This is a genomic window from Streptomyces polygonati, from assembly GCF_042650325.1.
In the GTDB taxonomy this organism is placed as follows: domain Bacteria; phylum Actinomycetota; class Actinomycetes; order Streptomycetales; family Streptomycetaceae; genus Actinacidiphila; species Actinacidiphila polygonati.
On record NZ_JBHSBB010000012.1, the window covers coordinates 1 to 17930 of the forward strand.

At 71.9% G+C, this 17930-nt stretch carries 19 protein-coding genes; 15 read left to right on the forward strand and 4 right to left on the reverse strand.

The window, feature by feature from the left end:
- The 4 genes from ACFO3J_RS17270 to ACFO3J_RS17285 form a co-directional block, all read left to right on the forward strand.
- A partial coding sequence (locus tag ACFO3J_RS17270; RefSeq protein ID WP_386430323.1) for a transglycosylase SLT domain-containing protein occupies positions 1-496 on the forward strand: 496 nt, incomplete at its 5' end.
- A gap of 233 nt (positions 497-729) precedes the next feature.
- Positions 730-1152: a hypothetical protein gene (locus tag ACFO3J_RS17275; RefSeq protein WP_386430324.1), complete on the forward strand. Its 423-nt coding sequence runs from the start codon at positions 730-732 to the stop codon at positions 1150-1152.
- 322 nt (positions 1153-1474) lie between these two features.
- On the forward strand, positions 1475-1729 hold the full coding sequence (locus ACFO3J_RS17280; protein ID WP_386430325.1) for a hypothetical protein: 255 nt from the start codon (positions 1475-1477) through the stop codon (positions 1727-1729).
- 356 nt (positions 1730-2085) lie between these two features.
- Positions 2086-2565, forward strand: coding sequence for a hypothetical protein (locus ACFO3J_RS17285; RefSeq protein ID WP_386430326.1), 480 nt, complete (start codon positions 2086-2088; stop codon positions 2563-2565).
- A gap of 80 nt (positions 2566-2645) precedes the next feature.
- Here the strand turns inward: ACFO3J_RS17285 and ACFO3J_RS17290 are convergent, their stop codons facing one another.
- On the reverse strand, positions 2646-3257 hold the full coding sequence (locus ACFO3J_RS17290) for a GNAT family N-acetyltransferase (RefSeq protein WP_386430327.1): 612 nt from the start codon (positions 3255-3257) through the stop codon (positions 2646-2648).
- 440 nt (positions 3258-3697) lie between these two features.
- Between ACFO3J_RS17290 and ACFO3J_RS17295 the strand changes: the two genes are divergently transcribed.
- Both ACFO3J_RS17295 and ACFO3J_RS17300 read left to right on the forward strand, forming a co-directional pair.
- Positions 3698-4120 carry a hypothetical protein gene (locus ACFO3J_RS17295; RefSeq protein ID WP_386430328.1) on the forward strand — a complete coding sequence of 141 codons (423 nt, stop codon included), beginning with the start codon at positions 3698-3700 and terminating at the stop codon, positions 4118-4120.
- An 83-nt stretch (positions 4121-4203) separates the two neighbouring features.
- Positions 4204-4392 carry a hypothetical protein gene (locus ACFO3J_RS17300; RefSeq protein WP_386430329.1) on the forward strand — a complete coding sequence of 63 codons (189 nt, stop codon included), beginning with the start codon at positions 4204-4206 and terminating at the stop codon, positions 4390-4392.
- Positions 4393-4563: 171 nt separating this feature from the next.
- On the opposite strand, the gene ACFO3J_RS17305 is transcribed toward ACFO3J_RS17300, so the two are convergent.
- The 3 genes from ACFO3J_RS17305 to ACFO3J_RS17315 all read right to left on the reverse strand — a co-directional run bounded on the left by ACFO3J_RS17305 (position 4564) and on the right by ACFO3J_RS17315 (position 8467).
- Positions 4564-4779, reverse strand: a complete 216-nt coding sequence (locus ACFO3J_RS17305; protein ID WP_386430330.1) for a hypothetical protein — start codon at positions 4777-4779, stop codon at positions 4564-4566.
- 456 nt (positions 4780-5235) lie between these two features.
- A complete protein-coding gene (locus tag ACFO3J_RS17310; RefSeq protein WP_386430331.1) occupies positions 5236-5883 on the reverse strand; it encodes a hypothetical protein in 648 nt (215 codons plus the stop codon).
- A gap of 205 nt (positions 5884-6088) precedes the next feature.
- A complete protein-coding gene (locus ACFO3J_RS17315) occupies positions 6089-8467 on the reverse strand; it encodes a phosphoketolase family protein (protein ID WP_386430332.1) in 2379 nt (792 codons plus the stop codon).
- Positions 8468-8750: 283 nt separating this feature from the next.
- On the opposite strand from ACFO3J_RS17315, the gene ACFO3J_RS17320 reads away from it, so the two are divergent.
- The 9 genes from ACFO3J_RS17320 to ACFO3J_RS17360 all read left to right on the forward strand — a co-directional run bounded on the left by ACFO3J_RS17320 (position 8751) and on the right by ACFO3J_RS17360 (position 17877).
- Positions 8751-9338 carry an FAD-dependent oxidoreductase gene (locus tag ACFO3J_RS17320; protein ID WP_386430333.1) on the forward strand — a complete coding sequence of 196 codons (588 nt, stop codon included), beginning with the start codon at positions 8751-8753 and terminating at the stop codon, positions 9336-9338.
- A 226-nt stretch (positions 9339-9564) separates the two neighbouring features.
- Positions 9565-10284 carry a CBS domain-containing protein gene (locus ACFO3J_RS17325; RefSeq protein WP_386430334.1) on the forward strand — a complete coding sequence of 240 codons (720 nt, stop codon included), beginning with the start codon at positions 9565-9567 and terminating at the stop codon, positions 10282-10284.
- 449 nt (positions 10285-10733) lie between these two features.
- The gene (locus ACFO3J_RS17330) at positions 10734-11717 is read left to right on the forward strand and encodes an Acg family FMN-binding oxidoreductase (protein WP_386430335.1); all 984 of its coding nucleotides are present in this window, start codon (positions 10734-10736) and stop codon (positions 11715-11717) included.
- Positions 11718-12259: 542 nt separating this feature from the next.
- The gene (gene pflB, locus ACFO3J_RS17335; protein ID WP_386430336.1) at positions 12260-14524 is read left to right on the forward strand and encodes a formate C-acetyltransferase; all 2265 of its coding nucleotides are present in this window, start codon (positions 12260-12262) and stop codon (positions 14522-14524) included.
- 77 nt (positions 14525-14601) lie between these two features.
- The gene (gene pflA / locus ACFO3J_RS17340; RefSeq protein ID WP_386430503.1) at positions 14602-15315 is read left to right on the forward strand and encodes a pyruvate formate-lyase-activating protein; all 714 of its coding nucleotides are present in this window, start codon (positions 14602-14604) and stop codon (positions 15313-15315) included.
- Between the two features lie 175 nt (positions 15316-15490).
- The gene (locus tag ACFO3J_RS17345; protein ID WP_386430337.1) at positions 15491-15862 is read left to right on the forward strand and encodes an ArsR/SmtB family transcription factor; all 372 of its coding nucleotides are present in this window, start codon (positions 15491-15493) and stop codon (positions 15860-15862) included.
- Complete coding sequence (locus ACFO3J_RS17350) at positions 15859-16629, forward strand: aquaporin (RefSeq protein ID WP_386430338.1); 771 nt, start codon at positions 15859-15861, stop codon at positions 16627-16629. The genes ACFO3J_RS17345 and ACFO3J_RS17350 overlap by 4 nt, the downstream gene beginning before the upstream one ends.
- A complete protein-coding gene (locus ACFO3J_RS17355) occupies positions 16626-17054 on the forward strand; it encodes an arsenate reductase ArsC (protein ID WP_386430339.1) in 429 nt (142 codons plus the stop codon). Before ACFO3J_RS17350 ends, ACFO3J_RS17355 begins: the two co-directional genes overlap by 4 nt.
- Before the next feature lie 136 nt (positions 17055-17190).
- Positions 17191-17877, forward strand: a complete 687-nt coding sequence (locus ACFO3J_RS17360; protein ID WP_386430340.1) for a helix-turn-helix domain-containing protein — start codon at positions 17191-17193, stop codon at positions 17875-17877.
- The last annotated feature ends 53 nt before the right edge of the window (positions 17878-17930 follow it).

Below are 17930 nucleotides of genomic sequence, written 5' to 3' on the forward strand. Positions count from 1 at the left end.
CATGAAGACCCCCACCGTGCCCACCGCCCACACCACGGCCGCCCACACCAAGCCCGCCCCGGCCAAGCCCACCGCGCACAAGCCCACCGCGCACAAGCCCGCCGCGCACAAGGCCGCCGCACCCGCACACGCCAAGAAGACCCACACCGCGCCCCGCCCGGCCGTGAAGACCTACCCGAACAACCTCGACGGCTGGATCCGCCAGTCCCTGGACATCCTGCACGCCAAGGGAATCCCCGCCAGCTACAGCGGCATCCACCGCAACATCGAGCGCGAGTCCAGCGGCAACCCCAACGCGATCAACCTGTGGGACATCAACGCCAGGAACGGAATCCCCTCCAAGGGCCTCCTCCAGGTCATCAACCCCACCTTCAACCGCTACCACGTCACCGGCACCTCCTGGAACATCTACAACCCGGTCGCCAACATCACCGCGGCCTGCAACTACGCCGCCGCCCGCTACGGCTCCATGGACAACGTGAACTCCGCCTACTGACCGAACAGCGCGGCAGAAAAGGGCGGCGGGACCCCACAAGGTCCCGCCGCCCCTCCGCATCCCCCGACAGCCCGGGTCAGGCCGGCCACGGAGAACGCGCCCGGCCGGGGTACGCCGAGAACATCAGCCGATCTGGGCTGATCGGCCCGGGTAGGGCGAATTTGACCTCGAACGTCCGCGCGGCCGCTCACACTGGAGCCCGCGTTCACAGCAGTGAGAGGGAGGAATTCGCTATGGGCTTGTTCTCCAAGGTTCCGCTGGACGACGACTTCGACCGGGCCCTGCACGACGGCGCGAACAACTCCGTCCGGAAATCCATCGCCAAGGCGCAGCCGTTCATCAGGGAGATCCTTCTGCCGGGTGAGCAGCTCGACCTGGTCTTCTACGAGAGTTACACCGGAAGCCAAACCGTGGTCGTGACCGACCAGCGGCTCCTCGTCATCAGGAACACCTTCGGCGGCGGGCGCCCCAAAGAACTGATGCACGCGTGCACACCGGCCGACCTGCGCGGCGCCAGATTCGGCGGCACCGACACGGGCAGCTTTGTCGTCCTGCTCCAGTTCCACCGGGCCCTGGCGACGGTCAAGTTCAGCACCCACCTGGCAGCGATGACCCTGACCCAGGCCGTCAACGATCTCCAAGCCACCGCAGGCTGATTCCGTACCAGCCTCGTCCGTTGCGACCGGCCGCCCGTGCGATGACCATGTGCAGGGAGGGCACCGGCGCCCCTGTCGGCACGGGTGATGTCCGCAAGATCGACCTGTGGAAGAACTTCGCCTCGACAGTGTCGAAGGTCAACGTCACCGTCCCCCGCGGTACCCACACCATCCGCGTCGATTTCGCCGCCGTCACCGGCAGCGCGAACCTCGACTTCGGCTACTGGCCGCTTACCAACGCCTCGGTCGACAAGGTCGCATCCTTTGCCCCGAGCGCTCTGCGGGCCTCGTACTCCGCCACTACGCGGAAAACAAACCCGAGTTGGGCCAAGAGCCCCGAGACGGACCTGGCCGGCTACCGGGTCTATCGGCGCTCGCGTCGCCCTCGTACGCCGACGCCCCGCCCGCGACCGGCTCCGCCCGGCGCGCGTCCCCGGAGAACTTCTTCCACAACCCCACGGGGTCGACGGACTCCTGGACACCCCCGGTCGGCGGCCTCTTCATCATCCAAGTACGCGCGCAGGACGCCTCCGGCCGGTGGGGCTACTGGGGGCAGATCGAGTTCAAGGTGGCCTGACGGAGACAGGGCACCGCGTGGGCTGTTCCTGATGGCGGCAATCCGCCCGCTTCGGCTTGTCCCGGGGTGGGTGCCGGGTGGGGAGCAGGAGGCAAGGGGAACGGGTGGGGGCTGTTCAGTCGGGGCCCCGCTGCCGCCGGGTAATCATCCGCGCTATCTGGAACCCTCGGTGCCCCCCTGCCCCAGTCCGCGGGCAGGGGGGCAGGGGGCACGCCCAACTCGAAGAGTGATAGCGGCCGCTCGCCGGAAGCTGCCGGTCCTTGTGCCGGTTGCGTACCGCTATGGGTCCTTTACCCTCGGGACGCGGCATCGTTGCACCACCTCGACATCTCCCCCACGATCTCGGAGGTATCCCGATGAGCACGAAGACACCGAAGAGACGGCGTGCCGCAGGCTTCGCGGCCACGGCCGCGGCGGCCCTGGGCGCGGTCCTGGTCGCCCCCACGCCGGCCCACGCCGCCTGGGCCACGACCTACACCCTGTCGATCCAGGACACCTACCAGTACCCGACGGGGAGCACCGTCCAGCTCGGCCACGTCGACGGATGGGTGCAGTTCGACGACGGCGGCAACTCGTTCCGCTACTCGCTGACCGCCTGCCAACAGTCCAGTTACACCCCGCCGAAGGTGCAGGTCGCGGTCAACGCGGGCTATGTCGGCAACACCTGGGAGCAGACCAACCTGGAGTACCTGTCGTTCCCCAGCGGCTGCAACACCATCACCGGCCAGGACACGTACACCAACTTCTGGAATGTCGCGTTCGTGCTGTTCGGCGACACCTTCACGCCCGCCCACACCACCGTGAGCAAGAACTGGGTCGCCACCAACCCCTACTGATCCCGAGGACGGACGGGACAGGGCCGTACGGGCCTGGACCTTACGGCCCTGTTCACGGCGCGGCCCGAGGCGACCGGACATCACCGCTTTTGACCGTCCTCGGGCTCGCGCAGGCCGACGCAGTCCAAGGCCCAGAAGACCTCCGAGTAGACAAAGGTGCCCGTCATCCACGGCTCGTGGGCGGACAACCGGGCGACCTGGAAGGCGGCTTCGGGGATACGCAGCGACGGCGAACGGAAGCCCGCCGCGCCGGCGGCCTCGAAGCCGCGGGTGCCGTAGTAGTGCGGCGAACCCTCCAGGAACACCAACGGCACACCCCGGCTGTCGGCCGCCGCGAGAGCGTGCGCGACAAGCCCGGTACCGATGCCCTGGCGCTGGAACTCCGGGACCACACCCAGCGGCGACAGGGACAGGACGTCCACGATCCGGCGCGGAGCGTCCACCCGCGAGGCGCTCAGCTGGACATGCCCGACGACCCGGTCATCAACCGTGGCGACGAAGGACATCGGCGCCAGCGCGGCCTCCGCGACGCGAAGTGCCTCCACGAGCCCGGGAACCCGCTCGCCGTCACCGAAGGCGCGCGTATGGACCTCGCGCACATCCCGGTGATCGTCGGCGGTCTCCGGCCGAATCACCGGCGCGCTACCACCGGGAGCGGCCCCGGAGCCTTCAGGTGCGTCGTATGCCGTCATGGCCGGGAGGGTAGAACGCGGGGCGGCCCGTACGCGAGGCAATTGCGCACGGGCCCGGCAGGCCGCCGCGGCCGGTTTCGCGCGTCGCGGCGGACCTGACGCACCGTCCTGGCGTTCCCGGTCACCGCGGTGCCGAAGGGCCGTTCGGCACCGAGACACCGAGACACCGCGGCAACGCGGCAACGCGGCAACGCGGCAACGCGCATGGGCCGGCAACGGTCGGCAGTCGGCCGTCTCGGCCGCCACGACGCCTCGACTCGTCGCCGATGAACACGGCATGTTCGAGACCTCGTCGGTCGATCGATCGGCAGGGGCCGAGGACAAGGCCGAACGAGTGAACCGATGCCTCCGTTCGGGTGACTTCGCGTGTGCCGTACCGCCGCCGTACCGATCATTCTGGAGACGGCAGCCAACCAGAGGGCAGGGTGGGGGCGAGTGCAGTGCGGACAACGCCTTCGCCCCGCGCGGCCCCGACCGCGAGCCTCCTTCTGCTGCTGGGCCTGATCACCCTGCTGCACGCGGTGTTCCTCCCCGCGCGGTCCCACCTGATCGCCGAGGAGGCCAACTGCCCCCGCCTCCGGGCGCCCGCCGCGGCTGCCGCGATTCCCGGGGCCGCTCACCTGTGCCCGCCGCCGGCTGCCGCGGCTACGCCGTCGCAGTCGCATCCCGAACACGACCCGGCGGCCCGCGCCTGTCACGGCACAGCGGGCACCCGAGCACCGGGCCACACTCTGCTGCTTCCGGCGGGCGAGCCGACCACCCCCGGCATCAGAGCGGCCCTCCAGGCCGGCGAATTCGCGGCTCCGCCGTCCGCCGAGCTCGCCACCCTTCCTGCGCCACTGCGGCAGGTCCTGCGCTGCTGACCGGACCAAGGGGCCGCGGCACGCTCGCTGTCGCGCCGCCGGCCCTGCCGCCCGGTCCCGCAAGCCACTGCCGCAGGAGAACCATGCCCATCGATTCCTACCGGGCCATCGCCGCATTCGTCCGCGCCGAAGCCGCACGGACCAGCCCGGCCCCCGCGCTCCCCCGCACCGCACTGCCTCGCACCGCACCCGCCGAACCCGCACCCGCCGACCCGCGCCCGATCAGGTCCATCCTGCGTCGATGGATGCGCCGCCGCACCACCTCGGCGTAGCAACCCCCGGTGCGCCCGCTGCCCGATCCACGCGGGTGCACCGCCACTTCGCCCCGAACACTCCGGCTCCCGTGCACGGGACCATCGACGGAACGGGCACCAGCCCGTGGAGGACGGCGTCAGCACCTCCGGCGCAAGCACCGCGATCACCGACGGGTGAGCGCCACATGCTCAGCGCGGCCGCGTCCCTCCGGTGGGCGCGGACGGTTCGAGGGTGGCGAGGAAGGTCTCGGCCGCGTCGTGGACGCGGTCCCGGTCGCCGGTGGCGAGCAGGTCGAGCAGCAGACCGCGGATCGTCGCGATCACGAGTGTGGCCGTGCGCGTCGCCGTCGCCGGATCGGTGTTCGGTCCTTGCGCCTCGCACAGGGCACTCATCCAGTCCGCCACGACATGCTCCAGGAACTCCGCGAACCGCTCCGGCGCTTGGAGAGCGCGGCCGTAGACCGCGAAGAACAGCCTGAACTCCGCCCCCCGTCGCGGGTCGGAGGTCCGCGCCCAGACCGCGCGCGCCGCCGTCGCACCTCGGCGTTCCCGCCGTCTCCGTCACCCCTGAGGAGGCCGGAGAGTACGTCGGCTGGCTCGGCGGCTTCTGGGGAGTCGACGGCCCCGCCTCGGCAGAGATCACTCGCGACCTGCTCGGATGGCAGCCGAACCGTCCGGGCCTGATCGCCGATCTCAAGGAGGGCCACTACTTCGCCTGAGCGGGTGGCACCTTCGCACGCCGTCGCCCATCACAGCGCCTGTCCTCTCCCGGGACCCGTCCGGCGGTCGTGGGACGGGGAACCGAAAGGGGCACCGCCGGTGGGCGGTGCCCCTTTGGTGGGCCGGCCGGGCTGGGCGGTGTCACAGGAGCCAGGGGTGGTGGCGGACGATGGGGAGGTGGGCCCAGTTGCGGCCGAGTCCCCAGGTGGTGCTGGCGGCGGCGAGGGCGAAGAGGATCATGGTGAGGGCGTAGATGAGGTGGTAGTCGACCAGGGGGTTGGAGGATCCGGTGGGGGCGCCGGTGGACAGGTGCTGGGCGGGGGGCCATTCGGCGGCCCACATCATGGCCATCAGGGCGGTGCCGGCGACGGCGGTGGGGCGCAGGGCGATGCCGGTGGTGAGGGCGGCGCCGATGCCGAGCAGGGCGAGCATGAACAGCCAGTCGGTCCAGCCCTGTCCGGCGATGGTGTGGAAGAAGGACTGGAGCGGGCCGGCCGCGACCCCGGACAGGAAGCCCCTGGTGGGTGAGCCGCCGTCGATCCAGCCCTTGCCGGTGCCGGTGGCGTAGTGCCAGCCGAAGGCCTTGTCGAGGAAGGCCCACAGGAAGATGAAGCCGGTGGCGATCCGCACCGCGGCCAGCGACCTGGCGACCAGCGCGGCGCTCGCGCCCGCACCGGCGGCGGCATCGGCGGGGGTACCGGTCTCCCCCGTGCGGTCGGCGGCGGACTTGTGCCGGGTGGGGAGGCGGAACCCCGCGCGCTGCCCGGTGCTGTGCTCGTGAACGGCCATGATGGCTCCCTGATCGGTGGGGGGCGGGTCTTCGGTACGGCTTCACTGTCCCGCGAGCGGGGGCGCCGGCGCTGGGGGCCGACGGCCCGCAGCGGGGGGCCGAACGGCCCTGCTCCCGGGCCCGGTCGAACCCGCACCCGCACAAGGCCGAGGCCCGCCGGGACAGTTGCCGGCGGGCGTCGCGGTCCGGTGGACGAGCCGCGTCTCAGCCTTCCCAGGTCCAGTCGGCGACCTCGGGCAGGTCGGTGCCGTGCTCACGGATCCAGGCGTGGTGGCGCAGGCGGGTGTCCTCCATGAGCTGGCGTACGGGGGCGGCGGCGACGGCGAGGCCGGGGACGCGGTCGATGACGTCCATGACGAGGCGGTAGCGGTCCAGGTCGTTGCGGACGACCATGTCGAAGGGCGTGGTGGTGGTGCCGTTCTCCTTGTAGCCGCGCACATGCAGATCGCGGTGGCCGGTGCGGCGGTAGGCGAGGCGGTGGATGAGCCACGGATAGCCGTGATAGGCGAAGACCACGGGCTGGTCGGGGGTGAACAGCGCGTCGTAGTCGGCGTCCGACATGCCGTGCGGGTGCTCCTCCTTCGGCAGCAGCCGGGCCAGGTCGACGACGTTGACCACGCGGACGGTCAGCCGGGGCAGGTGGCGGCGGAGCAACTGGGCGGCGGCCAGTACCTCTTGAGTGGGTACGTCGCCGGCACAGCCGAGCACCACATCGGGTTCGGTGCGGCCGTCCTCGGTGCCGGCCCACTCCCAGATGCCGGCGCCGCGGGCGCAGTGGGCCCGGGCGGAGTCCATGTCCAGCCAGTCGAAGCAGGGTTGCTTGCCGGCGACGACCACGTTCACGTAGTCCTTCGACTTCAGGACGTGCTCGGCGACGGAGAGCAGGGTGTTGGTGTCCGGCGGCAGATAGACCCGGACGACTTCGGGGGCCTTGTTGAGGACGTGGTCGATGAAGCCGGGGTCCTGGTGGGAGAAGCCGTTGTGGTCCTGTCGCCAGACGTGCGAGGTGAGCAGGTAGTTCAGCGACGCGATGGGGCGGCGCCACGGTATGGCGCGGGTGGTGCGCAGCCACTTGATGTGCTGGTTGACCATCGAGTCGACGATGTGCACGAAGGCCTCGTAGCAGGAGAACATCCCGTGCCGGCCGGTCAGCAGATAGCCCTCCAGCCAGCCCTGGCAGGTGTGTTCGGACAGGATCTCCATCACCCGGCCGTGCGGGTCGAGATCCTCGTCCACCTCCAGGGTGCCGGCCTGCCACGCCTTGCCGGACGCCCGGAAGACGGCCTGGAGCCGGTTGGAGGCGGTCTCGTCCGGTCCGACGATGCGGAAGTCGCGCCGGTCGGCGGTGTCGGCCATGACCCGTTCGAGGAGGTCGCCGAGTACGCGGGTGGGTTCGTGCAGGGTGACGCCGGGCTTGTCGACGGGCACGGCGAAGCGGTCGAGGTCCGGGATCGGCAGATCACGCAGCAGTACGCCGCCGTTGGTGTGCGGGTTGGCGCCGAGCCGGCGGTCCCCGTCGGGGACGCACGCCAGCACCTGCGGGCGCGGGCGTCCGGCCTCGTCGAAGAGCTCGCCGATCCGGTACGAGCGCAGCCATTCCTCCAACTGCCGCAGGTGCGCCGGGTTGGTGCGGACTTCGGACAGCGGCACCTGGTGGGCGCGCCAGGTGCCCTCGACCGGGAGGCCGTCGACCTCGGCCGGGCCGGTCCACCCCTTGGGGGTGCGCAGGACGATCATCGGCCAGCGCGGCCGCCCGGTGGCGCCCTGCTCGCGGGCCGCCTCCTGGAAGGCGGCGATCCGGTCCAGGGCGGTGTCCATCGCCGCGGCCATGTCCTGGTGCACGGTCAGCGGGTCGTCGCCGGAGACGTGGATCGGGTCGTGGCCGTAGCCGCGCAGCAGTTCGTCGAGTTCTTCGCCGGGGAGCCGTGACAGGACCGTCGGGTTGGCGATCTTGTAGCCGTTGAGGTGCAGGATCGGCAGGACGGCGCCGTCGTGCACCGGGTCGAGGAACTTGTTGGAGTGCCAGGACGCGGCCAGCGGGCCGGTCTCGGCCTCGCCGTCGCCGATGACGCACGCGACCAGCAGGCCGGGGTTGTCCAGGGCGGCGCCGTAGGCGTGGGACAGGGAGTAGCCGAGCTCGCCGCCCTCGTGGATGGAGCCGGGCGTCTCGGGGGCGACGTGGGAGGGGACGCCGCCGGGGAAGGAGAACTGCCGGAACAGCAGGCCCATTCCCTCGGCGTCCCGGCTGACGTCCGGGTAGGTCTCGGAGTAGCTGCCCTCCAGCCAGGAGTTGGCCAGCACGGCGGGGCCGCCGTGTCCGGGTCCCCAGACGCAGATCGCGTCCAGGCCGCGGGCCTTGATCACCCGGTTGAGATGGGTGTGGACCAGGTTGAGACCCGGCGAGGTGCCCCAGTGACCCAGCAGCCGGGGTTTGACGTGCTCAGGGCGCAGCGCCTCGGTCAGCAGCGGGTTGGCCATCAGATAGATCTGGCCCACCGCGAGGTAGTTCGCGGCCCGCCAGTGCGCGTCCAGCGCGAGCAATTCGTCACGGCTGAGCCGGGTGGTCGCGGGTGCGTGGGGCATGGAGGCCTCCAGGGGAGTCGGTGCCGGCGTTGGCACCACGCTCCGCCGGCTCCGGCATCCGGCAGTAGGGCCTTCCGGGCGGTTGTCGGGGCCACTGGTCCCTCGTCCGTCCCGCGAGCGGGCCCGCATCCGCGCCTCGGGCCGGTCCGCCCCCTCCGCAGGACCGTTCGGCTCTGTGCCGCGGTGACCCGGACCGTCGAAGGTGGGACGACCAGGACGACCGAACAGCCTCCGTACCCCGCCGTCCACGAAGTCCGGGCGCCCGATGGACAGGGAGATCCACATGAACGAGCGGATAGTGATCATCGGCTGCGGCCACGCCGGCACCCTGGCCGCCAACCGGCTGCGCGCCGCGCTGCACGGCGCCGGTCACCACATCACTGTCATCGACCGTACGGACCCCCGTGATCAGGAGCTCGACCTGCTGGTCGCCCTCGGCATCCACGGACCGGGCACCCTGCTGCCGCCCGAGCATCTCCGGCTGCGCGAGGGCATCGACCTGCGACTCGCGGAGGCCGCCACCGTCGACACCGGCCGCAAGGAGGTGTTCCTCACGGACGGCACCACGCTTCCCTACGACGTACTGGTGCTGGCCACCGGGCGGCACCGGTTGCCGTCCACAGCCGTCGAGGGACGGCTTCCGCTCACTGCGGGCGAACTGCAGACCGGCCACCGCGCCGGCGTCTTCGCCGTCGTCCCGGCCGCGGCCGCGTCGTGGTCGGCGGTGGAGCAGCCGGTCCCGTCGCAGGTCGAGTCACTGGTCAGCGGCGTCCGCCGGTATCTGGACACTCGCGCCCGACTCGGGGAGACCCTCCGCTGGGGCCGACCGGCCCCCGACGGGGCGCCGGGCAGCCCTGCCGCGCGGCCGTGAAGTGCCGGACGGTGGAACCGGGGGTTCACCCGCCCGCGGACCGGCCGTCGGACCGACCGGTTGGAGGGTCGGCCGGCCGGAGGGTCGGCCGGCCGGAGGGTCGGCCGGTCGGAGGGTCGGCCGGTCGGAGGGTCGGCCGGCCGGGTGCGCCCGATACCGCGACGCCCCGCACGCATTCCGCCGCCGTCCGCGCCGAGCGCTCGGCCCGCATTCACAGGAGCACACCATGAAGCACCGCAAGGTCGGAAACGTCATGACGAGCGATGTCGTCCGGGTCCGGGAGGCGACCCCGTTCAAGCAGGTCGCGGCTCTCCTGGCTCAGCACCGGATCAGCGGGGTGCCCGTCGTCGACGACGACGAGAAGGTGGTCGGTGTCGTCTCGGAATCGGACCTGATGGCCCGTCAGGCACGGAAGGAAGGGAGCGCTCCCCGGCGCCGGCTGCTGCTGGGCCCGGCCGCGCGGCGTGTCGTTGCGAAGGCGGAGGCGCTGACGGCCGGGCGGCTGATGTCCACCCCGCCGGTGACCGTCCACGCGGACGACTCGATCGCCCTTTCCGTCCGCACCATGGCCGAGCACCGGGTCGAGCGGCTTCCCGTCCTGGACGAGGAGGAGCGGCTGGTCGGGATCGTCACCAGGCGCGACGTACTGCGGGTGTTCCTCCGCCCCGACGCCGACATCCGCGAGGACGTCATCCAGGAGGTCCTCGTCGGCACCCTGTTGCTGTCCCCGCTCGCCGCGGACGTGAAGGTCAGCGACGGCATCGTGACACTGGAAGGCACCCTGGAGCGCGAGAGCGACGTGTCCGTCGCCGGGAATGCCATCGCCCGGATCGACGGCGTCGTCGCCGTCGACAACCGCCTCGCCGGCCGTCTCGACGAGTCGGGTCCGCGGTCGGTCCCCTCGGCCACGCACGGCGTCGCGGACAGCTGGCTGCACAAGCTCTGAACGCGATTCGCGTCCGCCCGGGCCATCGCCCGCCTCTTCCTGCGCCGGTGCGCGCCGGCGTCTGCCCGGCCCGGACGGCGCGGCGGGTCCGTCCAACCCTGGTGCCGGGCGGACCCGCGCGCGACGATCGGAAGTCCATGACGGCCTGGGGCCGGCAGACGCCAGGCGAAGGTCCGCTCATGAGTGAGGTGCCGCGATTCTCCGCGCAGCCCCCGATCGGCGTCTTCCTCGTCCCGAAGCTCGGCGTGGAGCGCGAGGTCCGGGCGGCGGTCATCGCCTCGGACAGTGCGGCTCCGCCAAACGCCGGGACGGGCCGACGCCGAGCGCGGGACCGTTCAGGCCCGCCCAACGGGGAGCGGGGCCGTTCGGCCCACCCCGCGTGGACCTCCTGCCCTGCCGTTCCGGTCCGCCCGCCGCGAGTCTTGAGGGAGACGGCCCGAGGAGACGATATGCACACCACAGCACTGGACGCGGCGATCCTGGAGAAGCTGATCGCGGCGGCCGTGGCGGCCCCCTCCCTCCACAACACCCAGCCGTGGCGCTACCGGCTCGACCCCGGCACTTCGACGATCGAGGTGCGCGCGGCCACGGAGCGGGCACTGCGGCACACCGATCCGTTGGGCCGGGGCCTGCATGTGTCGGTCGGCGCGGCGGTGTTCAACCTGCGGGTGGCGGTGGCGCACTTCGGCTGGGAGCCGGTGGTACGCCTGCTGCCCCGGCCGGCCGAGCCGGACTTGCTGGCGTCGGTACGACTGGCGGGCCCGCTGCCCGGCGCTTCCCGGCACAGGCCGGACCTCTACGACGCGGTCTGGCGCCGGCACAGCAGCCGGTTGCCCTTCTCCGGCCGGGCGATTCCGGCGGAAGTGCTCACCGAACTCGCCGAAGCGGCGGTGGCGGAAGGGGCCGAGCTGGTCGTGCCGAGGCCGAGTGAGACCCGGCGGATCCTGCAACTGACCGCGGAGGGTGAGTGGTTCACCGCGACCGACCCGGTGCGGCGGGCGGAGAACCGCGGCTGGGTGCGGGACGGTGCGCCGGACGGCCTGCCGGGCGCGGTGCTCGGCCCCCGGGACGCGGCCGGACACCTTCCGGTGCGCGACTTCGCAGCCCTGCGGCCGGCCTACAACCGGCCGTCGGCGGCATTCGAACCGCACCCGGTGATCATGGTGCTGTCCACCCGGCACGACCGCCGCGCGGACTGGCTGCGCGCCGGCCAGGCGCTGGAGAACGTGCTGCTGACCGGCACCGTGCACCGGGTACGCGCCTCGCTCCTGCACCAGGCCCTCGAATGGCCGGACATCCGGTGGGCGCTGCGCGACCCCCGCGCCGGTATCGGGCACGTTCAGATGCTCATCCGCCTCGGTTACGGCCCCGAAGGCCCGGCGAGTCCCCGCCGACCGATTCGCGACGTCCTGGACGGCGGGCCCGAGGGCTGAACAGCGGCCCGGAGACGGGATTCACCCGGCGGGCGGGAGCGGCACGCGCCGTACGAGGCGGGTGCCGCTCCCCTCGCCGTCGCCCGCTGTCATGTCACCGCCGCGGCGCTCGGCGCGCTCCGCCCGGTTCCGCAGCGCGCTGTGCCGGCCGGGCGCAGCCCCGTACCGGCCGAGCGGACGATCTTGATCGTCTCGTCCAAGGTCGTGCTGCCCCGTCGCCCACGGGTCGTCCAGTCGGAGCGGCCCGAACAACGGACCGGCGCGGGTCACGGTGATCGGTCCGGATACGACGGCCGGCGCGAGACGTCCGCCGGCTCGCCCGCCGCCCGTACGCGGGTCTCGATCCCCCGCTGCCGGAGGTCTCCGGCGCCCCGCTCGCGGTCGCCGGTCCGGCTCCTTCCAGCCTTGTCCCCGTGCCGGCAGGCCACCGAGGGCCGACCGGCGCCGCCGGGAGGTCCGGTCGGCCCTGCCCACCCGCCAGGCCGTCCGGCAACCATCGAAAGGAGGACACCGGACAACGACACGACGAGGGGGCTGTCGACATGACGGCGATCACCGAGGTCACATCCCAGGCGGCGGCAGCAGCTCCCTGGACCGGCTTCAGGGGCGGGCGGTGGCGCGAGCACATCGCGGTGCGCGACTTCATCCAGGCCAACTACACCCCCTACGAGGGCGGCCCCGGCTTCCTGGCCGGCCCGACCGAGCGCAGCCTCGCGGTGTGGGCCCGGATCACCGCGCTCCTGCCCGAGGAGCGGCGCAGAGGAATCCTCGACGTCGACGCGGCGACTCCCTCCACCATCACCTCGCACGCCCCGGGCTACATCGACCGGGAGCGTGAGCTGATCGTCGGTCTGCAGACGGACGCGCCGCTGAAGCGGGCGATCATGCCGGGCGGCGGGCTGCGCATGGTCGAGAACGGCCTGCGGGCGTACGGGTACGCGCCCGATCCGTTCGTCACGAAGGTCTTCGGCTCGTACCGCAAGACCCACAACGCGGGGGTCTTCGACGCCTACACGCCCGAGATGCGCCGTGCCCGCAAGGTCGGCATCATCACCGGCCTGCCCGACGCCTACGGCCGCGGCCGGATCATCGGGGACTACCGCAGGGTCGCCCTCTACGGCACCGCCCGCCTGGCCGAGGCCAAGCGGGCCGAGCGCGCCCTGCTGGACCAGGACCCCTCCACCGCCGATGTCGTCCGCGACCGCGAGGAACTGGCCGAGCAGATCCGCGCACTCGGCGAACTGACCCGGATGGCCGCCACCTACGGGTGCGACGTGAGCCGCCCGGCCGCCACCGCCCGCGAGGCGGTCCAGTGGCTGTACCTGGGCTACCTCGCCGCGGTGAAGGAGCAGAACGGCGCCGCCATGTCGCTGGGCCGCACCTCCACCTTCCTGGACATCTACCTCCAGCGGGACATCGACGCCGGCCTCCTCGACGAAAGCCGCGCCCAGGAGCTGATCGACGACTTCGTGATCAAACTGCGGATCGTCCGGTTCCTGCGCACCCCGGAGTACGACGCGCTGTTCTCCGGCGATCCCACCTGGGTCACCGAATCGATCGGCGGGATCGGCGCGGACGGCCGCACCCTGGTCACCCGCACCTCGTTCCGTTTTCTCCAGACGCTCTACAACCTCGGTCCGGCCCCCGAGCCGAACCTCACCGTGCTCTGGTCGCCGAGGCTGCCGGACGGCTTCAAGCGGTTCTGCGCCCAGGTGTCCATCGACACCAGCGCCGTCCAGTACGAGTCCGACGAGCTGATGCGCCCGCGCACCGGCGACGACACCGCGATCGCCTGCTGCGTCTCGGCCATGGCGGTGGGGCGGCAGATGCAGTTCTTCGGCGCCCGCGTCAACCTCGCCAAGGCGCTGCTGTACGCGGTCAACGGCGGCCGCGACGAGATGACCGGCGAGCAGGTCGCCCCGCCGTCGCAGCCGCTGACCGGGGAGTACCTGGACTACGGCGAACTGCGCGCGGCCTACGACCGCACGCTGGACTGGCTGGCCGCGACCTACGTCAACGCGCTCAACGTCATCCACTACATGCACGACAAGTACGCCTACGAACGGCTGGAGATGGCGCTGCACGACCATCCGGTGCACCGTTTCATGGCGTGCGGTATCGCCGGCCTGTCGGTGGCCGCCGACAGCCTCTCCGCGGTCAGGTACGGCCGGGTCAGGGTCGTCCGGGACGCCACCGGGCTGGCCGTGGACTACGAGACGGAAGGCGACTGGCCCGCCTACGGCAACAACGACGACCGGGCCGACGCCCTCGCGGTGGACCTGGTCGAGTCGTTCATGGAGAAGGTCGCCCGCCACCCGGCCTACCGGGACGCCGAGCACACCCAGTCGGTGCTCACCATCACCTCCAACGTCGTCTACGGCAAGCACACCGGCAGCACCCCCGACGGACGCCCGGCCGGGGCACCCTTCGCGCCCGGCGCCAACCCGATGAACGGCCGGGACCGCCACGGTGTGATCGCCTCCGCGATGTCGGTCGCCAAGATCCCCTACGACCGGGCCCGTGACGGGATCTCCCTCACCTCGACCGTCACCCCGGAAGGGCTCGGCCACGACCCGGCCGAACGGGCCGGGAATCTGGTGGGCGTCCTGGACGCCTACATGGCCGGCGGAGGATTCCACCTCAACGTCAACGTCCTGGACCGGGTCACCCTCGAAGACGCCATGGAGCACCCCGAGAAGTACCCCGAGCTGACCATCCGGGTCTCCGGCTACGCGGTCAACTTCGTCCGGCTGACCCGCGAGCAGCAGCTCGACGTGATCAGCCGCACCTTCCACGGCGCCCGGTGAACGCCGACCGGGTCCCGGCGGCCGGCCGGGCGGCATCCCCCGGCCCGGAGGCGGTTGCCCCACCGCCCGCCGGCCGGATTCACTCCTGGGACCTGTCCACCGGGGTGGACGGCCCCGGGAGCCGGTTCGTCCTCTTCCTGAGCGGCTGCCCGCTGCGGTGCCTCTACTGCCAGAATCCCGACACCTGGCACCTGCGCGACGGACGCACGGCAACGACGGACGCCGTCATGACGGAGATCGCGAGATACCGGGGCTTCCTGGACGCCTCCGGCGGGGGCGTGACCCTCAGCGGCGGCGAACCCCTGCTCCAGCCCGCCTTCACCGCCGACCTCCTGCACCGCTGCCGGCGACTCGGCCTGCACACCGCCCTGGACACCTCCGGCTTCCTCGGCGCCCGCGCCACCGACGAACTGCTCGCCGACACCAGCCTGGTGCTGCTCGACATCAAGTCCTTCGACGTCCCGACCTACCGCGAGCTCACCGGCGGCGCCCTGGCACCCACCCTTTCCTTCGCCACCCGGCTCGACCGCCTGGGCGTGCCGGTCCGCATCCGCTACGTACTGGTCCCCGGCTGGACCGACGACCCCATCGCTGTCGGCGGTCTGGCGGACTTCGCCGCCGGCCTGGGCAATGTCGAGGGCGTGGATGTCCTGCCCTTCCACACCCTGGGCGCCGCGAAGTACGACGCCCTCGGCATCCCCTTCCCCCTGCGCGATACCCCCGCGCCGGACCCCGCACTCCTCGAACGCGTCCGCGGCCACTTCCGCGACCGCGGCCTGCGCACCGTCTGACCCCGCCGTCCGCAGACGAGGAAGCCGCCAGTGCCCCCCGCGGCGCGGCCGCCCGGCCGGTGCCCGTCGCGGTGGGACGAGCGAACACGGGACATGACGTTCTCCCGTCGTTGCATCGACAATCGTCGATGCAAGCGACGTTGGCAGCTGATTAGACAGGTGTCAACATAGAGCTATGTCGAAACAAGCTGGTCTGACCGTCCTCGGCCAGGACCCGGCGTGCTGTGCGCCGATGGTCCGTGAGCCGCTGGGCGAGGAAGCGGCGGCGGAGCTGTCGCGGATGTTCAAGGCGCTGTCGGACCCGGTGCGGCTGCGGCTGCTGTCGCTGATCGCCTCCCATGAAGGCGGCGAGGCGTGCGTATGCGACCTGACCGGCCCGTTCGACGTCTCGCAGCCGACGATCTCCCATCATCTGAAGGTGCTTCGGGAGGCCGGTCTGGTCGGCTCCGAGCGGCGCGGGACCTGGGTCTACTACTGGGTGCTGCCCGCCGCACTGGACCGGCTGTCCGGCCTGCTCCAGGCCCCGGCCGCCCCCGCGACGGCATGACCACGGGCGCGGGCCTCGCACGGCGGGCGGCGGCCGAAGCGCTCGGGACGGCCGCGCTGGTGGCCGTAGTGGTCGGCTCCGGGATCCAGGCCACCGAACTGACCCGGGACGTCGGGGTGCGTCTGCTGGCCAACTCCCTGGCCACCGTATTCGGCCTGGGAGTGCTGATCGCCCTGCTCGGCCCGGTCTCCGGCGCCCACCTCAACCCGGCGGTCTCGCTCGCCGACTGGTTCACCGGCCGCCGCACCGGCCAGGGCCTCGGCGCACGCGAACTGGCCGCCTACCTGCCCGCCCAGACCGCCGGGGCCATCGGCGGCGCGGTCCTGGCCAACGCGATGTTCGCCCGCCCCCTGGTCACCTGGTCCACCCACGACCGGTCCGCCGGCCACCTGTGGCTGGCCGAAGCCGTGGCCACCGCCGGGCTGATCTGGCTCGCCCTCGGCCTGCCCCGCACCGGCCGCGCCCACCTCGCGCCCGTCGCGGTCGCCTCCTACATCGGAGCGGCGTACTGGTTCACCTCCTCCACCAGCTTCGCCAACCCCGCCGTCACCATCGGCCGGGCCTTCACCGACACCTTCGCCGGCATCGCCCCCGCCTCCGTACTGCCCTTCGTCGCCGCCCAGCTGACCGGCACCGCCGCCGGGCTGTGCCTGGTCGCCGTCACCTTCGGCCACCCCACCCCCGCGGCGGCCGATCAGGCCGTCACGCGCGCGGGGCAGCGGCTCGCCGACCCCGATCCTTCCGAAGAAAGCGCCCTGACCCGATGACCTCCCCCGCCGCCCCCTCTGTCCCCTCCGTGCTCTTCGTCTGCGTCCACAACGCCGGCCGCTCCCAGATGGCCGCCGCCTTCCTCACCCACCTCGCCGGTGACCGCGTCCTGGTCCGCTCCGCCGGCTCCACCCCGGCCGACCGGCTCAACCCCACCGTGGTGGAAGCCATGAAGGAGACCGGCATCGACATCTCCGCCGAAACCCCGAAAGTCCTCACCGCCGAAGCGGTCCGGTCCTCCGACGTGGTCATCACCATGGGCTGCGGCGACACCTGCCCCGTCTTCCCCGGCAGGCGCTACCTCGACTGGACCCTGGACGACCCCGCCGGACGGACCATCGACGCCGTCCGACCCATCCGCGACGACATCGAGGCTCGCGTCCGCGGCCTGCTCGCCGAACTGGGTGTCCCCACGGCGGTCTAGCCGCCCCAGGTGACCCCGGCCAGCGGATACCCGAGCAGAGGGCTCTGCCCGGTCTGGCACGCCGCCGGGAGTCGGTGCACCATGAACGAGGGGGCGGCTCTGATGCGCGGCACGACAAGCGGACGAGGTGAGCGTGATGGCAGCCCAGGAGAGCCCCCGGGACGCGTCGGACACCAGCAGTTCAGGCTCGCCCGACCTGAGGCAGCGCGTCGCGGGGTACTGCGAGCAGCGCGGGATGACGCTGGAGGATGTGGCCAGACGCGCCGGGATGGCGCCGACCTATCTTCGGCAGCTCGAAGAGATGGAGAGCGATTTCGACCCGGAAGCTCTGCACAAGGTGGCAGTCGCGCTGGACATCACCTATGAAGAACTCATGGAGGGGCGTGCCGACTCCCCGCGCGGGCAGAACCCGCCCGCCCGCACACCGCGCCTGGCGAAGCTGAACACCGAGGAATGCCGGGCCCGCCTCGGGCACCACGGGGTCGGGCGAGTCGCCCTGCCCGGCGAGTACGGCACGGTGATCCTGCCGGTCAACTATCTGGTCGACGGAGCGGACGTCGTGTACCGCACCGCCCGCGGCGGCGCCGCGGATCCCGATCCCGGCTCGGACATCACCTTCGAAGTCGACCGGCTGAGTGATCGCGCCAGCGACGGCTGGAGCGTCCTGGTGTTCGGCAGGGCGGAAATCCTTACCGATCCCGACATGATCCAGGACTACCTCGACCGGCCGGGCGCCCAGCCCTGGGCAGGCGGGTCGCGTGACCAGTGGGTTCGCATCGTCGCCGACCGGCTGACCGGCCGGCTCATCCAGACGGGTGGCTGAGGCAATCACTCGCGGCATGAACCCCTTTGTTCACACCTCGGGGGTTGCCTCAG